Annotated in this window: 30 protein-coding genes and 1 riboswitch; of the genes, 20 read left to right on the forward strand and 10 right to left on the reverse strand. The window is 71.8% G+C overall.

All coding sequences use genetic code 11. The features are described 5' to 3' along the window. Positions 1-75 precede the first annotated feature (75 nt). Both DEJ04_RS07925 and DEJ04_RS07930 read left to right on the forward strand, forming a co-directional pair. Positions 76-342: a hypothetical protein gene (locus DEJ04_RS07925; RefSeq protein WP_111233264.1), complete on the forward strand. Its 267-nt coding sequence runs from the start codon at positions 76-78 to the stop codon at positions 340-342. A 218-nt stretch (positions 343-560) separates the two neighbouring features. Further along, positions 561-851 carry a hypothetical protein gene (locus tag DEJ04_RS07930; protein WP_110863438.1) on the forward strand — a complete coding sequence of 97 codons (291 nt, stop codon included), beginning with the start codon at positions 561-563 and terminating at the stop codon, positions 849-851. 22 nt (positions 852-873) lie between these two features. Here DEJ04_RS07930 and DEJ04_RS07935 read toward each other — a convergent pair whose 3' ends face one another. Continuing rightward, on the reverse strand, positions 874-1,341 hold the full coding sequence (locus tag DEJ04_RS07935; protein WP_111046763.1) for an MSMEG_6728 family protein: 468 nt from the start codon (positions 1,339-1,341) through the stop codon (positions 874-876). Between the two features lie 88 nt (positions 1,342-1,429). On the opposite strand from DEJ04_RS07935, the gene DEJ04_RS07940 reads away from it, so the two are divergent. Further along, entirely contained in the window at positions 1,430-2,026 is a 597-nt protein-coding gene (locus DEJ04_RS07940) for an NAD(P)H-dependent oxidoreductase (protein WP_027466300.1), read from the forward strand. Between the two features lie 198 nt (positions 2,027-2,224). Here DEJ04_RS07940 and aroQ read toward each other — a convergent pair whose 3' ends face one another. Further along, entirely contained in the window at positions 2,225-2,668 is a 444-nt protein-coding gene (gene aroQ / locus DEJ04_RS07945) for a type II 3-dehydroquinate dehydratase (protein WP_027466301.1), read from the reverse strand. A 142-nt stretch (positions 2,669-2,810) separates the two neighbouring features. On the opposite strand from aroQ, the gene DEJ04_RS07950 reads away from it, so the two are divergent. After that, positions 2,811-4,481 carry a sodium:solute symporter family protein gene (locus DEJ04_RS07950; protein ID WP_071405106.1) on the forward strand — a complete coding sequence of 557 codons (1,671 nt, stop codon included), beginning with the start codon at positions 2,811-2,813 and terminating at the stop codon, positions 4,479-4,481. Positions 4,482-4,503: 22 nt separating this feature from the next. Beyond that, positions 4,504-4,839 (forward strand): hypothetical protein, encoded by a 336-nt coding sequence (locus DEJ04_RS07955; RefSeq protein WP_071247515.1) that lies wholly within the window; start codon positions 4,504-4,506, stop codon positions 4,837-4,839. 221 nt (positions 4,840-5,060) lie between these two features. On the opposite strand, the gene DEJ04_RS18865 is transcribed toward DEJ04_RS07955, so the two are convergent. Then, positions 5,061-5,705, reverse strand: a complete 645-nt coding sequence (locus DEJ04_RS18865) for a DUF3800 domain-containing protein (protein WP_375334728.1) — start codon at positions 5,703-5,705, stop codon at positions 5,061-5,063. Between DEJ04_RS18865 and DEJ04_RS07965 the strand changes: the two genes are divergently transcribed. The 3 genes from DEJ04_RS07965 to DEJ04_RS07975 are packed head-to-tail and all read left to right on the forward strand — an operon-like array spanning position 5,686 to position 7,492. Beyond that, entirely contained in the window at positions 5,686-6,102 is a 417-nt protein-coding gene (locus DEJ04_RS07965) for a VOC family protein (protein WP_111022206.1), read from the forward strand. The genes DEJ04_RS18865 and DEJ04_RS07965 overlap by 20 nt on opposite strands. A gap of 37 nt (positions 6,103-6,139) precedes the next feature. Continuing rightward, entirely contained in the window at positions 6,140-6,760 is a 621-nt protein-coding gene (locus tag DEJ04_RS07970; protein ID WP_111046765.1) for a DNA-3-methyladenine glycosylase I, read from the forward strand. 51 nt (positions 6,761-6,811) lie between these two features. Next, complete coding sequence (locus tag DEJ04_RS07975; protein WP_111046766.1) at positions 6,812-7,492, forward strand: DJ-1/PfpI family protein; 681 nt, start codon at positions 6,812-6,814, stop codon at positions 7,490-7,492. A 156-nt stretch (positions 7,493-7,648) separates the two neighbouring features. On the opposite strand, the gene DEJ04_RS07980 is transcribed toward DEJ04_RS07975, so the two are convergent. Together DEJ04_RS07980 and DEJ04_RS07985 are read right to left on the reverse strand one after the other, a co-directional pair. Continuing rightward, the gene (locus DEJ04_RS07980; protein ID WP_111038132.1) at positions 7,649-8,119 is read right to left on the reverse strand and encodes a GNAT family N-acetyltransferase; all 471 of its coding nucleotides are present in this window, start codon (positions 8,117-8,119) and stop codon (positions 7,649-7,651) included. Continuing rightward, a complete protein-coding gene (locus DEJ04_RS07985) occupies positions 8,116-8,940 on the reverse strand; it encodes a LysR family transcriptional regulator substrate-binding protein (RefSeq protein ID WP_220035555.1) in 825 nt (274 codons plus the stop codon). Before DEJ04_RS07985 ends, DEJ04_RS07980 begins: the two co-directional genes overlap by 4 nt. A 33-nt stretch (positions 8,941-8,973) precedes the next feature. Here DEJ04_RS07985 and DEJ04_RS07990 point away from each other — a divergent pair, with 33 nt between their 5' ends. Beyond that, the gene (locus tag DEJ04_RS07990) at positions 8,974-9,363 is read left to right on the forward strand and encodes a DUF5997 family protein (RefSeq protein WP_017888549.1); all 390 of its coding nucleotides are present in this window, start codon (positions 8,974-8,976) and stop codon (positions 9,361-9,363) included. 40 nt (positions 9,364-9,403) lie between these two features. Further along, positions 9,404-9,910, forward strand: a complete 507-nt coding sequence (locus DEJ04_RS07995) for a hypothetical protein (RefSeq protein WP_017888550.1) — start codon at positions 9,404-9,406, stop codon at positions 9,908-9,910. A 50-nt stretch (positions 9,911-9,960) separates the two neighbouring features. Here DEJ04_RS07995 and DEJ04_RS08000 read toward each other — a convergent pair whose 3' ends face one another. Continuing rightward, positions 9,961-10,410 (reverse strand): phage holin family protein, encoded by a 450-nt coding sequence (locus DEJ04_RS08000; protein WP_111046768.1) that lies wholly within the window; start codon positions 10,408-10,410, stop codon positions 9,961-9,963. A 174-nt stretch (positions 10,411-10,584) separates the two neighbouring features. Next, positions 10,585-12,060, reverse strand: a complete 1,476-nt coding sequence (locus DEJ04_RS08005; RefSeq protein ID WP_111046769.1) for an MFS transporter — start codon at positions 12,058-12,060, stop codon at positions 10,585-10,587. Positions 12,061-12,179: 119 nt separating this feature from the next. Between DEJ04_RS08005 and DEJ04_RS08010 the strand changes: the two genes are divergently transcribed. Together DEJ04_RS08010 and DEJ04_RS08015 are read left to right on the forward strand one after the other, a co-directional pair. Beyond that, on the forward strand, positions 12,180-12,746 hold the full coding sequence (locus tag DEJ04_RS08010; RefSeq protein ID WP_111046770.1) for a TetR/AcrR family transcriptional regulator: 567 nt from the start codon (positions 12,180-12,182) through the stop codon (positions 12,744-12,746). A 9-nt stretch (positions 12,747-12,755) separates the two neighbouring features. Then, on the forward strand, positions 12,756-13,283 hold the full coding sequence (locus tag DEJ04_RS08015) for an Lrp/AsnC family transcriptional regulator (protein WP_027466312.1): 528 nt from the start codon (positions 12,756-12,758) through the stop codon (positions 13,281-13,283). A 15-nt stretch (positions 13,284-13,298) separates the two neighbouring features. Here the strand turns inward: DEJ04_RS08015 and DEJ04_RS08020 are convergent, their stop codons facing one another. Then, positions 13,299-13,730 (reverse strand): GNAT family N-acetyltransferase, encoded by a 432-nt coding sequence (locus DEJ04_RS08020; protein WP_027466313.1) that lies wholly within the window; start codon positions 13,728-13,730, stop codon positions 13,299-13,301. 111 nt (positions 13,731-13,841) lie between these two features. On the opposite strand from DEJ04_RS08020, the gene DEJ04_RS18180 reads away from it, so the two are divergent. The 5 genes from DEJ04_RS18180 to ribH all read left to right on the forward strand — a co-directional run bounded on the left by DEJ04_RS18180 (position 13,842) and on the right by ribH (position 19,349). Further along, the gene (locus DEJ04_RS18180; RefSeq protein WP_146248674.1) at positions 13,842-15,191 is read left to right on the forward strand and encodes a hypothetical protein; all 1,350 of its coding nucleotides are present in this window, start codon (positions 13,842-13,844) and stop codon (positions 15,189-15,191) included. A gap of 87 nt (positions 15,192-15,278) precedes the next feature. Next, positions 15,279-16,967 (forward strand): hypothetical protein, encoded by a 1,689-nt coding sequence (locus DEJ04_RS18680; RefSeq protein ID WP_181437769.1) that lies wholly within the window; start codon positions 15,279-15,281, stop codon positions 16,965-16,967. Positions 16,968-17,301: 334 nt separating this feature from the next. Then, a riboswitch (FMN riboswitch) is annotated at positions 17,302-17,436 on the forward strand. Positions 17,437-17,530: 94 nt separating this feature from the next. Continuing rightward, positions 17,531-18,184, forward strand: a complete 654-nt coding sequence (locus tag DEJ04_RS08040; RefSeq protein ID WP_071247477.1) for a riboflavin synthase — start codon at positions 17,531-17,533, stop codon at positions 18,182-18,184. Then, positions 18,184-18,873, forward strand: coding sequence for a 3,4-dihydroxy-2-butanone-4-phosphate synthase (ribB, locus tag DEJ04_RS08045; RefSeq protein ID WP_111029361.1), 690 nt, complete (start codon positions 18,184-18,186; stop codon positions 18,871-18,873). Before DEJ04_RS08040 ends, ribB begins: the two co-directional genes overlap by 1 nt. Next, entirely contained in the window at positions 18,870-19,349 is a 480-nt protein-coding gene (gene ribH, locus DEJ04_RS08050; protein WP_071406282.1) for a 6,7-dimethyl-8-ribityllumazine synthase, read from the forward strand. The genes ribB and ribH overlap by 4 nt, the downstream gene beginning before the upstream one ends. 108 nt (positions 19,350-19,457) lie before the next feature. Here ribH and DEJ04_RS18390 read toward each other — a convergent pair whose 3' ends face one another. Both DEJ04_RS18390 and DEJ04_RS08055 read right to left on the reverse strand, forming a co-directional pair. Beyond that, positions 19,458-19,628: a hypothetical protein gene (locus DEJ04_RS18390; protein ID WP_017888559.1), complete on the reverse strand. Its 171-nt coding sequence runs from the start codon at positions 19,626-19,628 to the stop codon at positions 19,458-19,460. 66 nt (positions 19,629-19,694) lie between these two features. Continuing rightward, positions 19,695-20,243 carry a TetR/AcrR family transcriptional regulator gene (locus DEJ04_RS08055; RefSeq protein WP_027466318.1) on the reverse strand — a complete coding sequence of 183 codons (549 nt, stop codon included), beginning with the start codon at positions 20,241-20,243 and terminating at the stop codon, positions 19,695-19,697. Positions 20,244-20,398: 155 nt separating this feature from the next. Between DEJ04_RS08055 and DEJ04_RS08060 the strand changes: the two genes are divergently transcribed. From DEJ04_RS08060 to DEJ04_RS08070, 3 genes are all read left to right on the forward strand, one after another. After that, positions 20,399-22,435, forward strand: coding sequence for an aldo/keto reductase (locus tag DEJ04_RS08060; protein WP_111046772.1), 2,037 nt, complete (start codon positions 20,399-20,401; stop codon positions 22,433-22,435). Continuing rightward, positions 22,414-23,421 (forward strand): LacI family DNA-binding transcriptional regulator, encoded by a 1,008-nt coding sequence (locus tag DEJ04_RS08065; RefSeq protein WP_111029363.1) that lies wholly within the window; start codon positions 22,414-22,416, stop codon positions 23,419-23,421. The genes DEJ04_RS08060 and DEJ04_RS08065 overlap by 22 nt, the downstream gene beginning before the upstream one ends. 213 nt (positions 23,422-23,634) lie before the next feature. Then, on the forward strand, positions 23,635-25,158 hold the full coding sequence (locus DEJ04_RS08070) for an MFS transporter (protein WP_027466321.1): 1,524 nt from the start codon (positions 23,635-23,637) through the stop codon (positions 25,156-25,158). Positions 25,159-25,208 lie beyond the last annotated feature (50 nt).

Here is a 25,208-nt window from a genome sequence, read left to right on the forward strand (position 1 = left end):
TACTAGACGTTCTACTCCATCTCTGGGTACGTGTCCCCCCTTCTGCGGACAACCGATCTGCGTCAGAGTGTCGTCATGGCAAACGCGATGATGACCCGGACACGACGGGACGACCGCTTCCGAGCGGTGCAGCTCCTGCCGGCGCCGGCCACCCTCGTCGCGCTCGCCCTGGCAGCGCAGCACGACCTCGGCACGGCCCCGCTCGGGATCATCGCCGTGGTCGGAGCGCTCGCGACCGCCGGGAGTGCCCTGCTCCCGATGGTCCGGCCAGCCGCCGCCCACCGGTCGATGCCCGCACCGACCGAGACGGACCGGTACCGAGAGGACACCGAACACCCTTGAGGTCCACCACCGTGCGGTTCCCCTGAACCGAGCCGCGCGGTGGACCTAGACCGGATGTCGACCCCCTGATCGACGTCCGGCGCGGGGCGCGACGTTCCCCCTGTCGTCGTGTCCCGCCGTACACCGCGATCCCGCCGTGGGTCGACGTCCGCACCCCTGAGCGGCGTCGGTTCCCCTGCAGCCCACGGCGGGATCCGGTTCCCCGGTAGCGTCGTCGCATGCCCTCGTACCGCGCGACCCTGGCGATCGGTGCCCTCGCACCCGGCACCGCCCCGGACGCCGTCCTGCCCGCCGCGGCCGCCCTCGTGCGCGAACACGCCGTGGTCGAGGCCGAGGACGTCCGGCTGCTCCGTGGTGTCCCGTGTGCGGTCGTGCGCTTCGAGGCCGAGGACGACCGTGCCGCCGCGGCCGTCCGCGACGCCGCAGTCGACGGGCTGCGGGACGTGGTCGAGATCCGCTCCGACGTCGTCACCCGGCGCGAGGGCGGTCGCTGGATCCCCGTCGCCTGACCGCCGGGCGGTCGCCTGACGGTCAGGCGCTGTGCGTCGCCGGTTCGGGTGTCCCCGGCCAGACGTAGTCCAGGTCGTCCGGCACGTCCGGGAACAGCTCCCGGTAGTGCTCCGGCGCCTTCTGCACGAGCTTCGAGCGGTGCGAGACGTGCAGGGCCTCGTCGTCGTTCCACGGCGGGACCGGCACGTCGCCGCGCTCGTACGCCGCCAGTTCCTCCGGCACGCGGCCCAGGTCGAGCAGGGTCTTCTCGAGACACGTGTCGGCGTACCCGCGCTCGGCCCAGACGTGGCACGTTGCCTCCTGGTACGCCATCAGCGCCGGACGGTAGCCACGCCACATCGCCGTCACCGGGTGGTGCTGCCAGCCGTAGTCGGGGAGCGTCAGTGCGCGCATCAACTGCAGGGTCTCGACCCGCTGCTTGCCGAGCCGCCGGTCGTCGAGGACCTCGGCGGATGCCCGGAAGTCGGCGTACGGCAGGAAGGTCTGCATGGCGCGGAGGCTACCCCGACCGACTGGCACCCGACACATGTCGTCACGAACGTGCCGCCCGCCCCGGCAGCGTGTGAGCATCGACCGCATGAGCGGAGAACTGGTCGTCGGCGTCAGTGGCAGCCCATCGGACCCCTCGCGGACCTCGACCCTGGTCGCGGCGACGGTGGCCCGGTTGGCCGAGGAGATCGACGGCGCTCGGACCGAGACGATCGAGATCGGCCCGCTGCTGGCCGACCTCGGAGCGGCGTCGGGTCGCGAGACGATGTCCGACCGCACCCGCCGGGCCCTCGAGACGGTGGAGGCCGCGGACGTGCTCGTCGTGGGCAGCCCGGCCTTCCGGGCGGCCTACTCCGGCGCCTTCAAGCTCTTCTTCGACTGGGTCGGCCAGTACGACCTCGTCGACACCCCGGTGCTCCTGACCGCCACCGGCGGCAGCGATCGGCACGCCCTGCTCGTCGAGCACCAGATGCGCCCGCTGTTCGGGTTCTTCCAGTCCACGACCCTGCCGCTCGGGGTGTTCGGCAACGAGCGCGACTTCACCAAGCGCGAGGGTGGCTACGACATCGCGAGCGTCGACCTGGAGCTCCGCATCGACCAGGCCGTGCGCCGCGCCGTGCCGCTCATCCGCGGCGGCTTCGCCACCGCAGGCCTGACCGACGTGCGGCGCCCCGCCGAGTTCTGATCCTCGTGCGCGCGCCCGGCTCTTCCGGGCGTCCCTGGTGCTTCCGGGCGTCCCTGGTCGAAAGTTCTCACCAGGTATGCCCGGAACCACCTGGCATCGCGCGTGCCATGGGAAGGAACGGGCGCGACCAAGCGTGACCAGCAGGCGGACTGGAGGCCCGTGGCGACGCCGCCACGGGCCTCCCTTCCGGTGGTTGGCTCAGCCGAGCAGGGACGCGACGTGCGCGACCGCCAGGCGGTAGCCATCGGCGCCCGCGCCGGCGATGACCGCCGTCGCGGCGGTGGCGACGTGGTCGACGTGGCGGAACGGCTCGCGCTTCCACGTGTTCGACAGGTGCACCTCGACGACGGGGACCCACAGGGCCTCCACCGCGTCGTGCAGCGCGACCGAGGTGTGCGCGTAGGCGGCGGGGTTGATGACGACCGCGGCGAAGTCGTCGAGGGCCTCGTGCAGCCACTCGACCAGCTCGCCCTCGCGGTTCGTCTGGCGGAAGTCGGCCTCGAGCCCGTGCACGGCCGCCTCGGTGTGCACGATCGCCTCGATCTCGGCGAGCGTCACGGTGCCGTACTGCTCCGGGTCGCGGCGCCCGAGGATGTCGAGGTTCGGGCCGTTGAGGACGAGGATGCGCGACGCGTCGGTCATGGGCCGAGCGTAGCGAACCGGGGGAGCGCTGCGCCGCTCGGACGATGCATGCGCTGGCTATGTGAACGGTCACAAATCGGTGTAACGTCTCCGTCCGGGTCGGCAGAGTTGTCGACTGCAACACACTGACGTGGAGATGTGAATGGTTCTCGCTGCAGCGAACGAAGGGATCCGGCTCGACTTGGGCTGGGTCGACTACCTGATGATCATCGTGTACTTCGCGGTCGTCATCGGGATCGGGTTCACCGCCCGCAAGCAGGTCCGGACGAGCATGGACTTCTTCCTGTCCGGCCGCTCGATGCCGGCGTGGATCACGGGCCTGGCGTTCGTGTCCGCGAACCTCGGCGCCACCGAGATCCTCGGCATGGCGGCCAACGGTGCCCAGATCGGCATGGCCACCCTGCACTACTACCTCGTCGGCGCCGTGCCCGCGATGGTGTTCCTCGGCCTCGTGATGATGCCGTTCTACTACGGCTCGAAGGTCCGCTCCGTGCCGGAGTTCATGCTGCGCCGCTTCGGCAAGGCGCCGCACCTGGTGAACGCGATCGCGTTCGCGGTGTCGAACGTGCTCATCGCGGGCATCAACCTGTACGCGATGGCCATCGTCATCGAGGCCATGCTCGGCTGGCCGGAGTGGCTGGCGATCATCGTCTCCGCCGGCTTCGTGCTCGTCTACATCACCCTCGGCGGGCTCTCGAGCGCGATCTACAACGAGGTCATGCAGTTCTTCGTGATCATCGCCGGGCTCATCCCGCTCACGATCGTCGGTCTGCACCGCGTCGGCGGCTGGGACGGCCTCTCGAAGGCCATCACCGAGACCCAGGGCGTGCAGCACCTGCAGGCCTGGGCCGGCACCGGCTTCGGTGACGTCACCAACCCGATCGGCGCCAACTGGCTCGCCATCGTGCTCGGCCTGGGCTTCGTGCTCGGCTTCGGCTACTGGACCACGAACTTCACCGAGGTGCAGCGCGCGTTCTCGGCGAAGAACATGTCCGCGGCCCGCCGCACCCCGCTCATCGCCGCGATCCCGAAGCTCTTCATCCCGGCCATCGTCGTGATCCCGGGCCTCATCGCCGCGGCCGTCGTGGGCAACCAGTTCGCCGACGGCACGCTGACCTACAACGACGCGATCCCGAAGCTCATCCAGATGTACCTGCCGACCGGTGTGCTCGGCATCGCGGTGACCGGCCTGCTGGCGTCCTTCATGGCCGGCATGGCGGCGAACGTCTCGTCGTTCAACACCGTCTTCACCTACGACATCTGGCAGCGCTACATCCGCCCGAACATGCCCGACCTGCACTACCTGAAGACCGGCCGCTGGGTCACCGTCGTCGGCGTCGTGGTCGGCATCGCGACCGCGTTCATCGCGGCCCAGGCGTCGAACATCATGACGTACATGCAGACGCTGTTCTCGTTCTTCAACGCACCGCTGTTCGCCGTGTTCATCCTCGGCCTGCTGTGGAAGCGCATGACGACGCAGGGTGCGCTCTGGGGCTACGTCCTCGGCATCGTGACCCCGACGATCACCTGGATCGCCTACCTGGTCAACCCGGACCTGTTCGCCACCGCGACCGCGGAGACCCTGTACGGCGCGATCATCTCGTTCGTCACCGTGCTGGTCGTCGGCTTCGTCGTCTCGATGCTCACCAAGCCGAAGGACGAGAAGGAGCTCGGTGGACTCGTCTACGGCGTGGGCAAGATCGACCTGCACGGCGACTCGGTCGCGACGGACACCGCCTGGTACCGCTCGCCCGCCCTGCTCGGCACCGTCGCGCTCGTCCTGTGCGTCGTCCTGTACCTCCCGTTCCTCTGATCCGCGAAGGAGACCACTTCTCATGAGTGACACCACCACCCCCGGCGCGATGACCGAGGAGCAGAAGGCAGCCCTCGTCCGCTCCACCCGCCGACTCGACCTGCGCCGCATCCTCGGCGGCCTGTTCGTCCTGTACGGCGTGATCACGACCATCGTCGGGATCGTGCACTGGAACACCGACCCCGAGAAGACCGGCGGGATCCACATCAACCTGTGGGTCGGGATCTCGCTGCTCATCGGCGGCGGCCTGTTCTTCCTCTGGGACCGCCTGAACCCGGTGCCCGCCGAGGACATCATCGGCCAGGCTGAGGCCGAGTCGCACCAGCGTGCCGCGGGCGAGGGGCGCGAGCTGGCCTGAAGCTGCTCGGGTCGGGCGTCCCCGGCCAGACGCTGAACGACGAAGTCGCTGTCGGACGACAGCGGCTTCGTCGTTTCCGGCCGCGGCGGCCGGTGCCTTGACCGGGGCCGAGCGTTGCGGGTAGCATTGATATGTCGATCGGGTGCTGCTCGGTCGAAAGTGATCCTCGGATGTCCTGCAGCCAGCGCGGGCCCGAGGATTTGCGCTTTCGGGGGCTTCCGTCAGGAGACCAGGATCGGGCTCGACAGTCCGTGATCTCCGGCGAGGCCGGCAACATGAGCCCCGCAGGCGATGTCAGCCAACGCGAGGAGCGGCTCCTCGGACGGGTTGAGGTGCTCGAACCGCACTCCGTGACCGACTCCACGATCGCGGAGCGCATCGAACATCGCTCGGTCATCCTTGTCCCGAGCGGGTCCGCGTGTCTCGAGGACCACGTGCCCGACCTTTCGCAGCTCCAGTTCGTGCACGAGGCGTTCGATGCACCGTCTTCGCCGACGTTCCGTCCGTGCCACGGTGCCGTCGTACCGGACCACGATGACGGCCACCGCATGCCGGAGGAGATCGAGCCACGAGATGCGCTGGCTCGGCAGCGCCTCGTACCAGTGCAGCTTCCGCATCCGCCTCGGAGTCGCCGCTCGGACGTCAGCACGCGCGGCGTCGCTGATCGAGACTGAGATGATCACCGCAGCGAGGACGTACGCAGTGTGGTCCCGTCCACCACCGGGTTCTGACTCGTCCACGTACGCCCGCGTCCGACCAGCATATTGTGTACCGGTTGGTTCCCCCACGAAACGGTTGCGCGCTGGATCGGGTGGGTCCAGGTTGAGCGTGACGAAAGGAACCGCCATGGACACGATGGTCTTCATCAACCTGCCCGTCACGGACCTCGAGCGCTCGAAAGCGTTCTACGAGGCGCTCGGGTACTCGATCAACCCGGCGTTCAGCGACGACACCGCGGCGTGCGTGGTGGTGTCCGACACGATCTCCGTCATGATCCTGACGACGGCGAAGTTCGCCGAGTTCACGGACAAGACGATCGCCGACACCGACACGATCGAGGTCATCAACTCACTCAGCGCCCCGTCGAAGGAGGACGTCCACCGCATCGTCGACGCCGCGGTCGCCGCCGGCGGTACCGAAGACCGCCCGGAGATGGACCTCGGCTTCATGTACCAGCGGAGCTTCACCGACCCGGACGGACACCGCTGGGAGTACGTGTGGATGGACGAGCAGGCGACGCAGGACGGCCCGCCCGCCGAGTGAGTGATCGGCTGTCGGCGGCGCCCGCCAGGATGGTCGCATGAGCACCGAGCCCGTCACCGCCCCGCCCGTGCCCGACCTCGTCACCGGCGACGACGGCCTCGCCCGGCCGGTCTGGGCGTCGTCGGACGAGCTCCTCCGCGAGTACTACGACACCGAGTGGGGCATGCCCGTCCGCGACGAACGCGGGGTGTTCGAGCGGCTCTCGCTCGAGGCGTTCCAGTCCGGTCTGTCGTGGCGCACGATCCTCGCCAAACGACCGGCGTTCCGGGCCGCCTTCGCGGACTTCGACGCCGACACTGTCGCAGCCTTCGGCGAGGACGACGTCGCACGGCTCATGGCCGATGCCGGGATCGTCCGGAACCGCGCGAAGATCCTGGCGACGATCACCAACGCGAACGCCACCATCGCCCTGCGGCAGGACGGCGGCCTCGCCGACTTCGTGTGGTCGTTCCGGCCGGCGACCACGCCCGAGCCGCGGTCGTCCGCCGAGGTCCCGACGAAGTCGGACGAGTCCCTCGCCCTGTCGAAGGCGCTGCGGAAGCGCGGCTTCGCCTTCGTCGGACCGACCACGATGTACGCCCTGATGGAAGCGCTCGGCATCGTCGACACCCACCTGATGGGCAGCCACCGGCGCGGGACCTCCGGCGTCTGGAGCTGACGGGCAAGCCCGCGAGAACGAGAACGAGAACGCCGGGACTATGGTCACGACATGGCCGACGACATCCGGATCGCGTTCCTGCTGTTCCCGCACCTGACCCAGCTCGACCTGACCGGTCCGGCGCAGGTCCTCAGCCGCGTGCCCGGCGCACGCGTCGAGTACGTCGCGGCGACACTCGACCCGGTGCCGAGCGACTGCGGCTTGGCGCTCGTCCCCACCGTGACGATCAGGGATGCGGGCCCCGCGGACGTGCTCGTAGTGCCCGGTGGTGACGGTGCCTTCGACGCGATGCTCGACCCGGACGTCGTGGCCTTCGTGCGACGTCAGGCCGAGCACGCGAGGTGGATCACCTCGGTGTGCACCGGCGCCTTCGTGCTCGGCGCCGCCGGGCTGCTCGCCGGCAGACGCGCGACCACCCACTGGGCCTCGAAGCCGATGCTCGAGGCCTTCGGCGCGCAGCCGGTGGACGCCCGGATCGCAAGGGACGGTGCCGTCGTCACCGCCGCCGGGGTGAGCGCGGGCATCGACATGGCGCTGTGGCTCGCCGCCGAGCTCGCTGGACAGTCCGCGGCCGAGGCGATCCAGTTGCAGATCGAGTACGACCCGCAACCGCCCTTCGACCACGGATCGGCTGAACGCGCAGACGCCGCCGTCGTCACCCGGGCCCGCGCAGCAGCCGAGGAATCGCGCGGCGCGAGGGTGACCCGCGCCGCCGCAGCCGTCCTGCGCTGACGCGGACCTTCGGACGGTCACGAATCCCCGCTGGTCTCCGCCGAGTGGTCACGACACGTCGTTCCGGGCGCGGCCAGTCGACACTTCGTGACCGCTCGGGGCCATGCACGCGGGGTGTTGTGACCGGGCAGCCGCAGCAGCAGCCGCCGCCGCGCGCTAGACCAGCGGCTTCCGCATCTGCGCCGACGTCACCTGGTACCCGAGCGCCGCGTAGAGCTCCTGCGCCCCCGTGTTGTAGCCGAACACGTTCAGCCCGATGCTCGTCGCACCGTGCTCCGCAGCGGCGCGGTGCCCGAGTTCGAGCGCCCGCCGTGCGTGCCCGCGGCGCCGGTGTGCCTCGTCGATCTCGACGTTGAACACCCACCAGTCGGTGCTGCCCGGCGTGAGCGGTCCGATCCACAGGTACCCGATGACGGTGTCGTCCTGGTCGGTGACGTCCCACACGAGGTGCCCGTCAGCGGGGGACCCGCCCGGGAACCAGCGGTCCCGTGACTGCTGCTCGTTCGCCTCGGCCTGCTCGCGGGTCTCGCCCGCCTGCATCCGCGACTCGACGTACTCGGCCATCGTGCGCTGGAGCCAGGCCGGGAGGCGCGTAGCCGGCATCAGTGCCAGCCGCGTGTCCGTCATCGGTTGCCCTTGGAACCCCGGCTCGGCTTACCGCGCATCTTGCCGCGTCCGGGTGTCGGCCCCTTGCCGGTGTTCGACTTCTTGCCGGCGCCGGACTTACCGCTGCCGGGCGACTTCGCCTTGGCCTTGCCGCCGGCGCCCGCGGCGCCGCCCTTGGAACCCGACGCACCCGACCCGCCGGACCCACCCGACCCGCCGGACGAACCCTTGGCACCCGACCCGGCCTTGGCGCTGCCACGAGCCGGACGCGAGTCGTCGTCGGCGTCGCGATCCGGGCCTCCCGGCTGGCGTGAACTGTTGGCGGTCCGCCCGCGCACCACGCCGATGAACTCCTCGGTGGTCTCGGTGGCGTCCTCGTCCCGCCAGACCAGCGCGATGCGCGTGCCCTCGGCGTCCATGAGCGGACGACCGACCAGGTCCTTGCGGCTGGCGGCGCGGAACAGCGACTGGGGGAGCACGACGACGCCGACGTTCGCCTCGACCAGGTCGAGCGATCCGTCGATGTCGGCGGGCACCGGGCCGGCGTCGATCACGTGGACCTCGGCGTCGGCCAGGTCGACCTCGGCGAGTTCGGCGAGGGGGGAGTCCTTGGGCATCGCGACGACGGCCGTCTCGGTCCAGAGCGGGATGGCGTTGTGCTGCTCGGACACGGGCATGCGTGCGAAGACCATGTCGGCCTCGCCGGCCAGCGTGTCGTCGACGTCGTCGGCGCCGATCGGCCGCAGCCGGAGCTCGACGGAGGGGAAGCGTTCCCGCCAGACACGGGCCCACTTTGCGGGGGAGACCCCCGGCACGAAGGCGATGGTGAGAGCCGCGGTCATGCAGACGAGCATAGGGGCCGTACCCTTGTCCTCATGGCGCAGGAACAGACCATGAAGCCCGAGACGGCTGCGAAGAAGCTCGGCATCTTGCTGACGGCGGCTCCGGAGTCCTTCCAGAGCGCTCCCCTCACGCGGACCGCCTTCGACGAGCTCCGCACCGAACCCCCGACCTGGCTCGAGGACCTCCGACGCGACGGCCCGCACCCGCGACCCGTCGTGGCGCAGAAGCTCGGCATCTCCATCTCCGGCCTGAGCCGTGCGGGGATCGACGACGCACTGACCACGGCGGACATCAAGACGCTGCTCGAGCAGAAGCCCGAGTGGCTCGTCCGTGAGCGTGCGACGCAGGCCGCCGTGCACGCCGAGAACGCCCGTGTGAAGCAGGAGCGCGCCGCCAAGGCCGCTGCCCGCGCCGAGGACTGACCCCACCCCGCACCACTCCGCCGCACCGAGGACGCCCCACGTGCACGAGACCGTCGCCGACGCCATGCTCGTCGTGCCGCAGTTCGCGTCCGTGTGCTGCATCGTCGGTGACCGCTACCGACCGCGCCCGGGCGTGATCGTGCCGGCGGGCGTGATGCTCGTCGCGATGCTGATGCCCGTCGTCGACGCCGGTGCGGTGTGGACCCTGTTCGCCGCGACCCTCCTGCTCCTGCTCGCGCCGTTGCCCGTGATGCGTCGCCGCCGCGCCGACGGTCGCCGCGCGGAGCCGATGGACGTCCACCGCGCGCTCTCCGCCGTCGTGATGGCCGGGATGCTGCTGATGGGTCACGCCTCGGGCGTCGCCGGCGACCACGCGGGGCACGGCATCGCCCTGTCCGCGGTGCTCGGCGCCGGCGTGATCGGCTACTGCGCGTTCAGCGGTTGGCTGCTCCGGTACGAGTGGGGCCGCGAGGACCGGCGGGCCGTCCGCAGCGGCGAGGTCTTCGCGATGACCGTCGCGGTGGTCGGCATGACCCTGGCGATGTAGCGGAGCGAGCGCTGCCGGTCGCGGCCCCCGCTGCAGGTCCGTCGGGTCCGTCAGTCGCGTGCGGCGCTGTCCGTCGGGGCGTCCGCCGCGTGCGTCACCCGCTGCTTCGCCGCCTGGATCGTGTCCTTCGGCACCGGCGGCACACCCCGCCGGATCCCGCGCAGGCCGACGACGAACAGGATCGCGGTCACGATCGCGAACACGACGAAGGTGATCCCGGTCGCCGCCCACAGCGGCAGCGCGAGGGCGAGCAGCGCCACCGCGAAGCCGGCCAGCGCGACCAGGGTCGTCAGGGCGAACCCGACAGCGACACCGGTGAGCACCAGCCCGGTCTTCGCACCGCTCGCGCGCTCGCCGATCTCGCGCCGCGCCGAGGCGACCTCCTCGCGCACGGCGCGCAGCACCGGCTCGAGGGCCTTCTGCACGAGTCCGGCGGTCACGGTGTCGCGGAACGACGGCCGTCCGGGAGTGGTGGTGTCGTCGTGGTCGGTGCTGCTCATGGGGTCTCCTGTCCGGGCGCGGCGGTCCGCGTTCCCTGACAGGACGCGACCGGTCCGATGATCGTCACGCTGACTCGCGTGCGCCCGGTGCGTTCCCAGGTTGCGCAACGGACGGGAGGCCCGCCCCGCGTCGTCGACGCTGGACGGGCCTCCCGGGTGGTCGGGCCCACGGCCCTACTCGGCGACCTCCTCGAGGTCGTCGATCCCACGGGCGGCGGCCGCTGCGCGGCGGGCACGCATCGACGGCGCGGCGACGGCGGCGAGCACGGCCACGACCGCCACACCGGTGCACGCCCAAAAGCCGATGGTGAAGGCGTCGTCGGTCGGCAGCCCCTGCGGCGTGCTGTGCGAGGTGATCAGCGCGGCGATGACGGCGGTGCCGACGCTCGAGCCGATGGTCCGGACGACCGTGTTGGCGCTGATGGCCTCACCGGTCTGGTTCGCGGGGACGCTCTCGATGATCGCGTTCGAGCAGGCGGCGAGGGCCAAGCCGATGCCGATGCCGGTCAGGACGCCGGAGGCCACCACCTGCCACAGCTCGGCGTGCGCGATCGCCGGCAGCACGAACGCGGCGACGATGGCGAACCCGCCGATGAGCATCGGCGGCTTCGGGCCGACCTTGCGCACCAGGATGCCCGCGATCGGCCCGGCGACGACCATCATCACGACGGTCGGCAGCAGGAAGAGACCGGCCTGGGTGACGTCCTTGCCGAAGCCGTAGCCGAGCGCCGTCGGGAGCTGCAGGAGCGTCGGGACGAGGACGAAGGTGCCGAACATCGCGAACCCGAAGACGAGTGCGACGACGTGGGCGGTCCAGACGCCGCGGACCGCGAAGAGCCGGACGTCGATGAGCGGCTCGGCGACCCGGAGCTCGACCAGGACGAACACGACCAGTGCGACGGCGCCGAGGACCAGCAGGCCGATGGTCTTGCCGTCGCCCCAGCCCCAGGTCTCACCCTCGCTGACGGCGAGCAGGATGGCGACGAGTGACACCGCGAGGACGAACGTGCCGGCCATGTCCAGGCGGCCGGGCTTCCGGACCGGGGACTCCGGCATCCCGAAGACCGCGCCGAGCAGTGCGATGACGACGAGCACGGCGGGGAGCCAGAACAGCCAGTGCCACGACAGGTGCTCGACGATGGGCCCGGCCGCGACGATGCCGACACCGGCACCGATGCCGAAGATCGCCGACAGCAGACCGATCGTGACGCTGACCTTCTCCTTCGGCAGCTCGTCACGGACGATGCCGATCGACAGCGGCATCACGGCTCCGGCCGCACCCTGCAGCGCGCGCCCGACGATCAGGACGCCGAGGTTCGGGGCGAGGGCGGCGAGCACGGCGCCGACGAGCAGGATCGACAGCACGACGATGAGGACCTTGCGCTTGCCGATCATGTCGCCGAGGCGACCGAGGATCGGCGTGAGCACCGAGGCGGAGAGCAGGTACGCGGTGAGCACCCAGCTCGTCGCACTGGTGGAGGCGCCGAGGTCCTGCCCGATGGTCGACAGTGCCGGGGCGACGAGCGACTGCAGGACGGCGAAGGACAGGCCGCCGAGGGACAGGTAGACGATGATCGCCGTGCTGTTCGGCCGACGTCCGTCGGTGGTGGGGTGCGAGCCGGTCCGTGGGCTCTGCATGGTGTCGGTCATCGTGCTCCGTGTCGTCGTGGTCGTCAATGTAAACAATTGCTGACATGACGAGCGTACGCGTTCGAGAGGGCATGTCAACGCTTGCTTACATCCCTGTGAGGACCGGTAGGCTGCGCTCCATGAGCAAGGACGCCGCGGCCACCCGACTCCTGCTCGTGCAGGCCGCCCGGCGTCGGTTCGCCTTCGACGGGTACCGCGCGACGACCGTCCGCGACATCGCCGGGGACGCCGGGGTGAACGTCGCCCTCATCAACCGGTACTTCGGCTCGAAGGAGGGGCTCTTCCGCGCCTGCCTCGACCGCGTCGTCCGCGACCTGGGGGCCGAAGAGGCGAGCCAGCAGGGCCTCGAACGGGCGCTGACCGGCATCATCACGCACATCGTGCGCGCCCCGACCGACGACGACTCCCTGCAGCTCATGCTCCTGCTCCGGTCCTCCGGCGACGACGGCGCCGATGCCATCCGCCGTGAGACGCTGCGCCGGTACGCCGAACGGCTCGCGGGCACGGTCGGCGGCGCGGGGTCCGAGGAGCTGCTCGTCCGTGCCGAGATCGCGCTGGCGGTGGTGCTCGGGATGTCGATGCTCCGGCAGTCCACCGCGGTGGAACCGCTGGCATCCGCCGACGACGCCGTCGTGTCGGCCGCGCTCGAGGACGCCCTCCGCGCCCTGCTCGCACCGCCGCGGTAGCGTCGAGCCGTGTCCGACCGTCCCGCACGTCGCCCCGACCCCGCTCCGCGCCTCGACGAGGTCGACGAGCGCATCCTCTGGACCCTGTCGGCCGACGCCCGGATCCCGAACAACCGGCTCGCGGCCGCCGTCGGCATCGCGCCGTCGACCTGCCTGGCACGGGTCCGTGCGCTCGAGGACGCCGGGGTGATCCGCGGCTACCGGGCCGAGGTGGACGTCGCCCGGCTCGGGTTCTCGATCGAGGCGATGGTGTCCGTCCGGGTGCACGCCGCAGCCCGCCACGAACTGCGGGACTTCGCCAAGCGCCTGCTGCGGGTGCCCGTCGTGCAGGACGTGTCGTTCCTGGCGGGGGACAAGGACTTCCTCGTGCACATCGCGTGCGAGTCGACCGAGCAGCTCCGGGACTTCGTCGCCGACGAGCTCAGCGGTGACCCCTCGGTGGCGACGACGCAGACGAACATCGTGTTCGAACGCCTCGTCGCCGACCGGGCCACCCAGGGCCGCTCCTTTGACGAACTCCGGCGCTGGCGGGCCTGACGCACGGAACCCGGGTCAGCGCTTCCGGGTCATCGGGATGTGCGGGATGCGGTCCTCCAGGTACTCGTCGCCCGAGCGCACGAAGCCGAAGCGGCCGTACCACTGCTCCAGGTGCGACTGGGCGCCGAGGGCGATGCTCGGCGAGCGCGACTCGGCGATCGCGGCCTCCATGAGCTGCGCGCCGAGCCCCTGGCCGCGGGCGTGCTTCGCGGTGGCGACCCGGCCGATGCGCTCGGTGCCGTCGGGCTCGCGGAGCAGGCGGAGCGTCGCGTCCACCGAACCGTTGCCGGCCCAGAACTGCACGGTGCCCGGCTCGAGGTCACGGCCGTCGATGTCGCCGTACGCGGCTTCCTGCTCGACGACGAAGACGTCCTGGCGGAGCCGCAGGATCTCGTGCAGCGTGACGATGTCCAGGTTGCGGGTCGGAGCGTTGAAGATCGAGACCACGGACGGCCCTTCCTGAGAATTTCTTCCGAAACAGAGTGTGTTCCGGACCGGATCGGCGTACATTGCCGGTCAACCACTCTACGTGCGCAGCCGAGATCAGGAGGTGAGCGCATGGACCACCCGTTGCGCGCACCCTGGCGCGCCGCACTCCGCATCGTCCTGCTGGGCGTCGGGACGCTCGCCGCCCTCGTGCTGCTGTCCCTGCTCCTTGGCGCGCGACCGGCCTCCGCCGCGACGACCTCCGCCGCACCGACCGAGCAGCGCGGACTCGTCGGCAGCGTCGTCGACGGCGTCGGTGGCACCGTGCAGGGCGTGACCGGTGAGGTCGGCAAGGTCGTCGGCGGCGTGACGGATCCCGTCCGCAAGGCCGTGGCACCGGCACCCACACCTGCTGCGCCCGCTCCGGCCCCCGCGCCCGCACCTGCTCCGGTGCCCCCCGCGCCCGCACCTGCTCCGGTGCCCGCAGCGCCCGCACCGGGTCCAGCAGCACCCGCTCCAGCTCCCGCAGCCCCCGCGCCGTCGAGCCCCGCTCCGGTCGCGACCACACCGGCTGCCCAGCCGACCACGACCGCCCCTGCGGCCCACCCGGCCACGCGCCCGGTGCGACAGGTCGTCGACCAGGTGAGCAGCGCCTCCAGGCCGGCCACCGACACCGTCGCGAACGTCCTGCGCCCCGTCACCGGAACCGTGGAACGCGTCACCGACACGCGCCCCGTGACCGCCGTCGTCGACACCGTCGACGACGTGGTCGGCAGCGTCCCGGTGGTCGGCACGGTCCTCGGCGACGACACCCTCGGCGCCGCCACCGGTCCGGTCACGGGCCTGGTCGACGACACGCTCGGCTCGGTCGGCACGACCGTGGGCACCGTCCCCGACGTGGTCGAGGGCGTCGTCCCGTCCGTCGGCGGCACCCTGCCAGGAGGCACGGACCCCGTCGTCGACGTCCCCGCGCTCCCGGTGGGCGGCGGCTCGAACCCGTCCGCCGGGCCCGTCCCGTCGGTGCCGGTCGCGAACACACCCGTCCGGCCCGGAACCGCCGCCACGCAGGGCGCCACGGTGCCCGCCGCACCCGCACCCGCACCCGCACCCGCACCCGCACCCGCGCGCCTCGCCGCCGATGCCGTGGGCGACCGCGCAGCCGGACTCCGCCCGTCGGAGCCCGTCGACGTAGCCGCCACGACGGCCACGGCCGGCCCGGCCGTCGATGTGCAGGACGCGACCCTCGGCGGACACGCTCTGCTCGTCCCCGCGGACGGCGAGGGCCACGGGCTCCCGTTCGACGGAGCCGACGCCGGCGTGCTCGGTGGCAGTGCCTCCTCGACCTCCGGCGGCGCAGCAGCCGTCGGCATCGTCGGCTCGACCGACGACATCGTCTCCCTCGCCGCGGGGTCTCGCGGCACGCTCTCCGACGACGCGGTCCCCGCATCGGTCGTCGGCGAGCACGACGTCGCCCCTGACTGAGATCGGTGCGCCTGTCCACCACGGCAGGCACGCACACATCCCGGCTGCGTCCGCGGTCGGTGACGATCTCGATCAGGGAGTACGACCATGAACAAGTACGTCTCCAGAGGGCTCTGGTTCGCCCTCTTCGTCGGCGGGCTCACGCTCGGCGGCACGGCTGCGGCGAACGCGGCCACGACATCCGGTGCCGACGGCACCGTCTCGGGCACCCAGGTGGCCCCCGCCGTCGACGCCCCGGTGTCCCTCGGCGGCAACGCGATCGCCGTGCTCGGCGACGCGGTGTCGACGGCGACGGGGTCCACGCCCGCCGCTCCGGCCCCGGCCCCGGCCCCGGCCCCGGCGCCTGCTCCGGCCACGACCGCTCCTGCCCCCAGCACCTCGGGCCAGGACGGCACGCTCTCGGGCACCCAGGTGGTGCCGGACGTCGCGGCACCGGTGACGGTCGGCGGCAACGCCGTGGCGGTCGCCGGTGACGCGGTCTCGGCCGCCGCACCCGCGGCTGCTCCGGCTCCGGCGCCTGCTGCCCCCGCTCCGGCTCCTGCCGCTCCTGCCGTTCCCGCTCCGAGCACCTCGGGCGAGGACGGCACGGCCTCCGGCACCCAGGTCGCCCCGACCGTGACCGTCCCCGTGACGGTGTCCGGCAACGGGATCGGAGTCCTCGGCGACGGCACCGCGACGTCGACCGCCCCGGCGGCGACGAACCCGGCACCGGCTGCCGAAGCCCCGTCGGCGCCCACCACCTCGGGCACCGACGGACTGCTCTCCGGCACCCAGGTGACCGGTCTGGTCGACGTCCCGGTGACGATCGGTGGCAACGGCATCGGTGTCCTCGGTGACGGTACGAGCACCGGCGGCACCACGGCTCCGACCACCGGCACGCCGACCCCGGCGGTCGGTGGTTCGACCTCGGGTTCGGACGGCACGGCCTCGGGCACGCAGGTGTCCCCGGTCGTCTCGATCCCGGTCACGGTGGCGGACAACGGCATCGGGCTGCTCGGGACGGGCACCGCGACGGGCACGGCGCCCGCTGCGGGCTCGGGCACCGGGACCGCTCCGGCGACCGGTGGTTCGACCTCGGGTTCGGACGGCACGGCTTCGGGTACGCAGGTGTCCCCGGTCGTCGACGTCCCGGTGACGGTCGGTGGCAACGGCATCGGCGTCCTCGGTGACGGCACGAGCACCGGCGGCGCCACGGCTCCGGCCACCGGCACCACGACCCCGACGACCGGCGGTTCGACCTCCGGCGACGGCGGCCTGCTCTCCGGGACCCAGGTCACCCCGGTGATCAGCCTGCCGATCACGATCGGCGGCAACGGGATCGGCATCGTCGGTGACGGCACCAGCACCACCCCCGGCACCGGCACGAACCCCGGGACCGACCCCGGGACGGACCCGGGCACGGACCCCGGCACCGACCCGGGCACGGATCCCGGCACCGACCCGGGCACCGACCCCGGTACCGACCCGGGCACCGTCCCCACCGACGGGACGGGCACCGACACCGGCACCACGCCCGGCACGGCGACCATCCCGGTGGGCACGGTCGACGTCGTCGAGCCGACCCGGGCCTCCACGACGGGTGTGGTGACCACCACGACCGCTGCCACCAGCGGGGTCCGCACCAGCGCCGGGACCGTCGCGGCAGCCGCCGCGGCCGGTGACGGCCAGCCGGAGCTCGCCTACACGGGAGCCGGCTCGCCGGTCCTGCCCGCCGGGTTCGCGCTCCTGCTGCTCCTCGCCGGAGCGGGCACGCTCGTGCTCCGTCGCCGGCACTGACCGGCGGGTGATCGAGGGGCGTCACACCGTGGCGCCCCTCGTCACCATGCCCGGAGGGGCGTGCGCGTTCCACGACAGAACACCGGAGGATCGACGGATGTCCTGTCGGAACATGTGGGCGCATCGGATGCGTGTGCATGTTCCGACGGACCGCTCGTCGATCGACTCGTGCATCGTCGCAGTGCGGACGCCGGACGCCGGACGCCGGACGCCGGACGCGGGCGCCGGACACCGCGGGTGCCACGTGCTGACCGTGCCCGGGGAGACGCCCGGTTACGGCGGCGCTGCCACCGTGGCGCGGCCGTCAGCGGCCTGGGGTATCGTTCCGACTACGCAAGCGCTCCGGGGTCGGTGTAATTCCGAGCCGGTGGTGACAGTCCACGAACTGATGACGGGTGCGAACCCGACAGAGGTTGACCCGGTGGGATTCCGGGACCGACGGTGAAAGTCCGGATGGGAGGCGCGCTGGGCGGACAGGACGACCCCACGACCCGTGGGGTGCGACCCGTCCGTCGATGCCGACGATCGTCGAACGCCCCCGGAGTCCCGTTGAGAGGACACCAGTGTTCACCGGCATCATCGAGGAACTCGGCACCGTCACCGCCGTCGAGCAGCAGGGCGACTCCGTCGCGCTCACCGTCCACGGCCCCGTCGTCGTGCAGGACGCCCGGCACGGCGACTCGATCGCGACGAGTGGTGTCTGCCTGACCGTCGTCGAGCAGACCCCCGAGACCTTCACCGCCTTCGTCATGAAGCAGACCCTCGACATGAGCGCCCACGGTGCACTCCGGGTGGGTGACCGCCTGAACCTCGAGCGCGCCGCCTCGGTCGGTGACCGCCTGGGCGGGCACATCGTGCAGGGCCACATCGACGGCACCGCCACGGTGCTCGAGACGGCCGACGGTGACGGCTGGCGGCGTGTGCGGTTCTCGCTCGCGCCCGCACTCAGCCCGCTCGTGGTCGACAAGGGTTCCATCGCACTCGACGGCGTCTCGCTCACGGTCAGCGCGGTCTCACCCGAGGACACCGCGCCCGACGCGGCCTGGTTCGAGGTGAGCCTGATCCCCGAGACGCTCGAGGCCACGACGCTCGGGCTCCGCGTGCCGGGTGACCGGGTGAACGTCGAGACCGACGTCCTGGCACGGCACGTCCGCCGCATGCTGCGGCTCGACGCCGCGGCGCAGTCGCTCGAGACCGTCGGATCGGAGGCCCGGTGATGGTCGCCGAGGCCGGTGCCGTCCCGCAGGCACTCGGGTTGTCGAGCATCGAGGCCGCGATCGCGTCGATCGCCGCCGGTCGTCCGGTGATCGTCGTCGACGACGAGGACCGCGAGAACGAGGGGGACGTCATCCTGTCCGCCGAGCTCGCCTCGCCGGAGTGGATCGCGTGGACCGTCGCGCACTCGTCCGGGTTCATCTGCGCGCCGCTCAGCACCGAGATCGCCGACGCCCTCGACCTGCCGCCGATGGTGGCGCACAACGAGGACGTCCGCGGCACGGCCTACACGGTCACCGTCGACGCCGCCGTCGGTGTGACCACCGGCATCAGCGCTCATGACCGCGCCCGTACGCTGCGGGTCCTCGCCGACCCGACCTCGGTGCGCGACGACCTGCACCGCCCCGGACACGTGGTGCCCCTGCGCGCACGACCGGGCGGGGTCCGTGAGCGCGCCGGGCACACCGAAGCAGCGATCGAGCTCGTCACCGCAGCCGGGCTCCGGCCCGCTGCGGCGATCTGCGAGATCGTCGACGAGGACGGCAGCATGATGCGGCTGCCGGCGCTCGTCGGACTCGGGGCACGCGAGGGCGTGCCCGTCATCACCATCGCCGCGCTCGCCGAGTGGCTGGACGCGGCAGACCGGGCGGCGGCAGCGACCGCAGCGCCCACGGAAGGAACGACACGATGAGCGGAGCAGGCGCGGCGGACCGCGACCAGGTCGACGGCACCGGGATCCGGGTGGCCGTCATCGCCGGACAGTGGCACGACACCATCGCCGCGGGCCTGCTGGCCGGCGCACAGCGCGAGGTCGAGCGGCTCGGGGCGACGGCCGAGGTCATCCCCGTCCCCGGCAGCTTCGAGCTGCCCGTGGTCGCGAAGACCGCGCTCGAGGCCGGGTTCGACGCGGCGGTCGCGCTCGGCGTCATCATCCGCGGTGGCACCCCGCACTTCGAGTACGTCTCGGGTGCTGCGACGAGCGGCCTGACGCAGGTCGCGATCGACACCGGCAAGCCCGTCGGGTTCGGCGTGCTCACGCTGGACGACGAGCAGCAGGGACTCGACCGCGCCGGGCTGCCCGACTCCAAGGAGGACAAGGGCGCCGAGGCCGCACACGCGGCGATCAGCACCGCGGTGACGCTGCGGTCCCTGCGCCTCCCGGTCTGATCGGCTCGTGATCTGACGCTCCACGCAGAACGGCCCCGCACCGGTGAGGTGCGGGGCCGTTCTGTGCTTGCTGGTCCGCGCTTGCTGGCTCGCGGCAGTGCTTGCTGGCTAGCGCTTGCCGAACACGTGGATCGGCAGGAAGAAGGAGAGGCTCATCAGGAGCACGCCGGCCATGAAGACGAAGGCCTGGCCCGACTCGACCTGGAAGGCGAACCCGAACAGGTACATCGACACCAGCAGCAGCAGGATCGAGAAAACAGCGGCGATGACGCGGCCCACGGGATACCTCCGGGTGTCGACGAGTGGATCGTTCCCCAGTCTATCCCCAGCCGGGGGTGTGCCGGTTCACGCTCCGGGTCGCGTCGCGATCAGACGGTCGACGACGGTGAGCAGGGTCTCCATGTCGACGCTGCCCCGCTTCGGTCGCACCTCGCTCGCGGCACCGAGCGAGGCCTGGTGGTACAGCCCGTCGCCGAGGAGCTTGACGGCCTGCGCGGTCGGCTCGTCGCCGAGGGCGTCGACGAGGGTCGCGAGCCAGGCGTTCTCGGTGTCGTCGAGGGTGCGTCCGGCCTCTTCGTAGCCGGCCTGCTGCAGGCGGCTCGCGGCGAGCAGGGCGAGGTCCAGCTCGCTGCCGACGAACAGGCAGTTGCGCACGAAGTAGCGCGCGGCACCGTCCTCGGCCTCCTGCATGCGCTCGACGTCGATCGCGGACAGGTCGGACAGGCGTTCGCAGAGCCCCTCGACCAGCGCGGCCTTGGACCCGAAGTGGTAGAGCAGGCCGCCCTTCGAGACACCGGCGCGCGCGGCGACGGCGTCGAGCGTGGCGGGACGCTCGCCTTCCTCGCACACGATGGCGACGAAGCTGTCGAGGACGCGGTCGCGGGCACTGGCCATGCCGAGAGTCTAGGAGCAGTTCCGGGGGTCGCGGACGCCAGCTCCTCCGTGGTCGCCGTGAACGCTCACGAAATGCCGCGGGACCGTTGCTCATCGTTCCAGCACCGGCTAGCGTCGAGCCGACCGTGAAGGTTCACGAGACGACAAGGATCCGCATGTCAGCGCAGACGGCGAACACCGCCACCACCCCGACCTCGACCACCACCGACCGCCCCGGGTGGGCCGTCCTCGGCCCCGGCGGCATCGCCCGACGCTTCCTCTCGCAGCTGCCCGCCAGCGGGGGCGTCCTGGTCGCGGCCGGCAGTTCGTCCGCCGAGCGGGCGCAGGTCTTCGCCGACGAGGCCGCCGGGTTCGGGTTCACGGATGTGACCGCCGGGACCTACGACGAGGTCCTCGCCGACCCGCGGGTGGACGCCGTCTACGTGTCGACCGTGCACACCGGGCACGCCCGGCTCGTGATCGCCGCACTCGAGGCCGGCAAGGCCGTCCTGTGCGAGAAGCCCCTCGCCGTGAACCACGGGACCGCGATGGCGCTCACGGACGCCGCACGCCAGGCCGGTCTGCCGCTCGTCGAGGCGTTCATGTACCGCTTCCACCCGCAGACCGCGGCACTGCTCGACCTGATCCGCGACGGCGTGATCGGCGACGTGACCCACGTCGACGCCTCGTTCGCGTTCCGGACGGGCGAGCGCACCGGTCGACTGTTCGACGTCGGCACCGCCGGCGGCGGGATCCTCGACGTCGGCGGGTACCCGGTGACGATGGCCGCGGCGATCGTGCAGGCCGCGACCGGGGTCGCCGTCGCCGAGCCCGTGGACCTCACCGCCACGGGCACGCTCGGGCCGACCGGGGTCGACGAGTGGACGGTCGCGCAGCTCACCTACCGGGGCGGGATCACGGCGACGGTCCGGACCGGCGTCTTCGTGCAGGACGACAACGCCGTGTCGGTGTACGGCTCGCGCGGTCGCATCGTGCTCACCGACCCGTGGACCCTGGGCGACGACCCCACCATCGAGATCCACACCGTCGACGAACCCCCTCGCTCGCTGTCGTTCGCGGGTGAGCACCCCTACGCCCGAGAAGCCGACGCCACCACCGACGCCCTGCGTGCCGGCGGGGTCGAAGCGGCGCAGATGACCATCGACGAGACCCTCGCCACCGCCCGCACGCTCGACAGGTGGCGCGCGGCGATCGGCCTGCGCTACCCCTTCGAGGCCGAGACCGCCGACATCCCGACGGTGTCCGGCCGGCCGCTCACCGTGCAGGACGGCAACCCGATGCGCTACGGCGAGGTGCCGGGCGTCGGCAAGCGGATGTCCCGCCTGGTGATGGGCGTCGACAACCAGCCCGACCTGGCACACGCCAGCGCGATCTTCGACCTGTTCGTCGAGCAGGGCGGCAACGTGTTCGACACCGGCTACATCTACGGCGGCGGGGTGCTCGAAGGACGGCTCGGCAGGTGGATCCAGAACCGGGGGATCCGGGAGGACGTGGTGGTCATCACGAAGGGCGCCCACACCCCGCACTGTGACCCGGAGTCGATCACCCGGCAGCTGCTCGAGAGCCTCGAGCGCCAGGGCACCGACTACGCGGACATCTACATGATGCACCGCGACAACCCCGACATCCCGGTGGGGGAGTTCGTCGACGTGCTCGACGAACACCGCCGGGCCGGCCGCATCCGCGTCTACGGTGGCTCGAACTGGACCCCGGCACGGTTCGACGAGGCGAATGCCTACGCACGGGCCAACGGCAAGCACGGGTTCGAGGTGCTCAGCAACCACTTCGGTCTCGCCGAGGCGTACGACGTGCCGTGGGACGGCTGCGAACACGCGACCGATGCGGCATCGAAGGCCTGGCTCGAGGAACGCCAGGTCCCGCTGCTGCCGTGGTCGTCGCAGGCCCGCGGCTTCTTCACCGGCCGCGCGACGCCCGAGGACACCAGCGACGCCGAACTCGTCCGCTGCTACTACTCGGACGACAACTTCGAGCGGCTCCGGCGTGCGCGGGAACTCGGCACGCAGTTCGGCGTCCCCGCGACGGCGATCGCCCTGGCGTACGTGCTCAACCAGCCGTTCCCGACGTTCCCGCTCTTCGGACCCCGTACGATCGCGGAGGCCCGGTCGTCCATGACCGGCCTCTCCGTCGACCTCTCCCCGGAACAGGTGGCATGGCTGGACCTCCGCGCCTGACCCCGGGCGGCCGCGCGACGATCATCGACGTCGCCGCGGCCGCCGGGGTGTCCCGGCAGACCGTCACCCGCGCGATGAACGGCATGTCCGGCATCAGCGCGGCGACCAAGGACCGCGTGCTCCAGGCCGCGGCTGCGCTCGACTACCGTCCGTCACGGTTCGGCCGCGGGCTCGTCACGGGTGGCGACCACCAGCTCGGGCTCGTCGTCAACGACCTGCGGAACCCCTACGCACCGGCACTCGCCTCCGCGGTGCTCGGCCTGGCCGCCGCCCGCGGGTGGAACGTCATGCTCGCCGACGTCGGGCTCGCGAGCGACTCGGACCGGATGGTGGAGTCCCTCGGTGCCCAGACCGACGTCGTGATCGGCTACCTCGGGTCCCGTGCGCCGGAGTGGATCGAACGGCTCGGCTCGGTCCCGGTCGTCGAGCTCGACCCCTCGGGGCCGGTGACCCGCGCCGCGGTCCGGATCGACCCGACCGCCGCGATCGAGGACCTCGCCGACCACCTCGTCGACGTCGGGGTGAAGCACCCCGTCGTGCTCGACGCCGCCGCCGACGGCGCGCCGAGTCAGCGCGGGGAGCACATGGTCGCGGCACTCCGGCGTCGCGGGTACCTGCCCGACCTCGTCGTCGCGTCCGCGCCCACCGCAGAGGCCGGTGCCGAACGGACCGAACGGATCCTCGCCGAGCACCGCCGGGTCGATGCGGTCCTGGCGTTCAACGACGTGCTGGCGCTCGGCGTGCTGTCGGCCTGTCGTCGTGCCGGCGTCGACGTCCCCGCTGACGTCCGCGTGGTCGGCGTCGACGGCCTGCCGCTCGGGACGCTCGTCGCGCCGACGCTCACCACGCTGGCCGTCGACCTCGACGAGGTCGCCGGCCAGGCCCTCGACCTGGCGCTCGGCATGCTCGCGGGCGAGCTGCCGCGCTCGGGCGCGGCCGTCGAGCGCACGGTGCGACACCGGTTGCTGCTCCGCGAATCGGCGTAGGCCCGACGACGCGACCAGTGGACCGACGCAAGGCCCGTGGCGGGACCGGCACGGGCCTCCCGGCCGTCGTCAGTTGCATTTGCAACCAAAACCGTCCGGACGGTACACTAACGGAGTCCTGACGGGGCGCGTGTCCATCCCGCGTCCCGTCTCGTCTGCCCCACGTACCACCCGCCGTCGACCTGGTCCGGCTCGAAGTCCCAGGAGTCCGCCGTGTCCGCACTGCTCACCAGCCCCGTCGCCACCCGCGTCACCGGCAGCCGCGCCCGACGGTTCCTCGCGCTCGCCGTGCTCATGCTGCCGGTCCTGCTCATCTCGGTCGACAACACCATCCTGAGCTTCGCGCTGCCGTCGATCAGCCGCGCGCTGAACCCGGACGCGACCACGCAGCTCTGGATCGTGGACGCGTACCCGCTGGTGCTCGCCGGTCTACTCGTCGTGATGGGCAGCATCGGTGACCGCATCGGCCGTCGGCGGATCCTGGTGATCGGTGCGACCGGCTTCGCCCTGTTCTCGGTGGCCGCGGCGTTCGCGACCGACGCGTGGATGCTCGTCGCGGCCCGGATCGCGATGGGCGTGTTCGGCGCGATGCTCATGCCCGCGACGCTGTCGATCATCCGCAACGTGTTCGTGGACGCGGGGGAGCGGCGGATGGCGCTCGCCGTCTGGTCGACGATGTTCGCGGCCGGCAACGCGCTCGGCCCGCTCGTCGGCGGCGCGCTGCTCGCGCACTTCCACTGGGGCAGCGTGTTCCTGGTCGCGGTGCCGATCCTCGTGCTCATGCTCGTCGGCGTGCCGTTCTGCGTGCCGGAGTCCCGCGACCCGATGCCCGGGCCGGTCGACCTGCCGAGCATGTTCCTGTCCCTCGGCGCGCTCGCACCCATCGCCTGGGCCATCAAGTCGGTCGTGCACCCCGAGGAGCGCGGCCTCGCGATCGCCATGCTCGCGGTCGGTGTCGTGTGCGGCATCGCGTTCGTCCGTCGGCAGCTGCGGTCCCGCACGCCGATGCTCGACCTGCGCCTGTTCCGCAGCACGGCCTTCACCGGCAGCGTGCTGATGAACCTGGCGGCGATGTTCTCGCTCACCGGGTTCCTGTTCTTCATCGCCCAGCACCTGCAGCTCGTGGCCGGGCTCGACCCGTTCGCATCCGGCGTCGTCCTCATCCCGGGGTCGGTCCTGACCATCGTCGCCGGGCTCGCGGTCGTGCCGATCGTGGCGCGTGTCGCCCCGCGCTGGGTCGTGTCGGTCGCGCTGCTGTTCTCGGCGGCGGCGTACGCCCTCGTCGCGGTCCTCGGACACCACGCCTCCATCGCCGCCCTGGCGTTCGCGTTCGTGCTGCTCGGCATCGGGATCGGGGCGTCCGAGACGGTGACGAACGACCTCATCATCTCGACGGCACCGGCGGACAAGGCGGGTGCGGCGTCGGCGATGTCCGAGACGGCGTACGAGATCGGCGCCGTGCTCGGCACCGCGGTCCTCGGCACGATCCTGGCGACGACCTACCGGGCGCACGTCGTGGTGCCCGACGGGTTGTCCTCGGCGGCGCACGTCGCGGCGCAGGAGACCCTCGGCGGCGCGGTCGCCGCGGCGGGGCAGCTCGGCGGCAGCGCCGGGCAGGTGCTGCTCGAATCGGCGCGGGCGGCCTTCGACTCCGGCGTGACGATCACGGCGGGTGTCGCCGCGGTGCTCATGGTCGTGGCGGCCGCGGGTGCGCTCGTCATGCTCAAGCGCCGCTGAGCGGCCGCGCGGGCGCCGCGCGCCGCGCTGCGCCGCGAGCGTCGCTGCGC

This window comes from Curtobacterium sp. MCLR17_044 (genome assembly GCF_003234435.1).
Lineage (GTDB): Bacteria > Actinomycetota > Actinomycetes > Actinomycetales > Microbacteriaceae > Curtobacterium > Curtobacterium flaccumfaciens.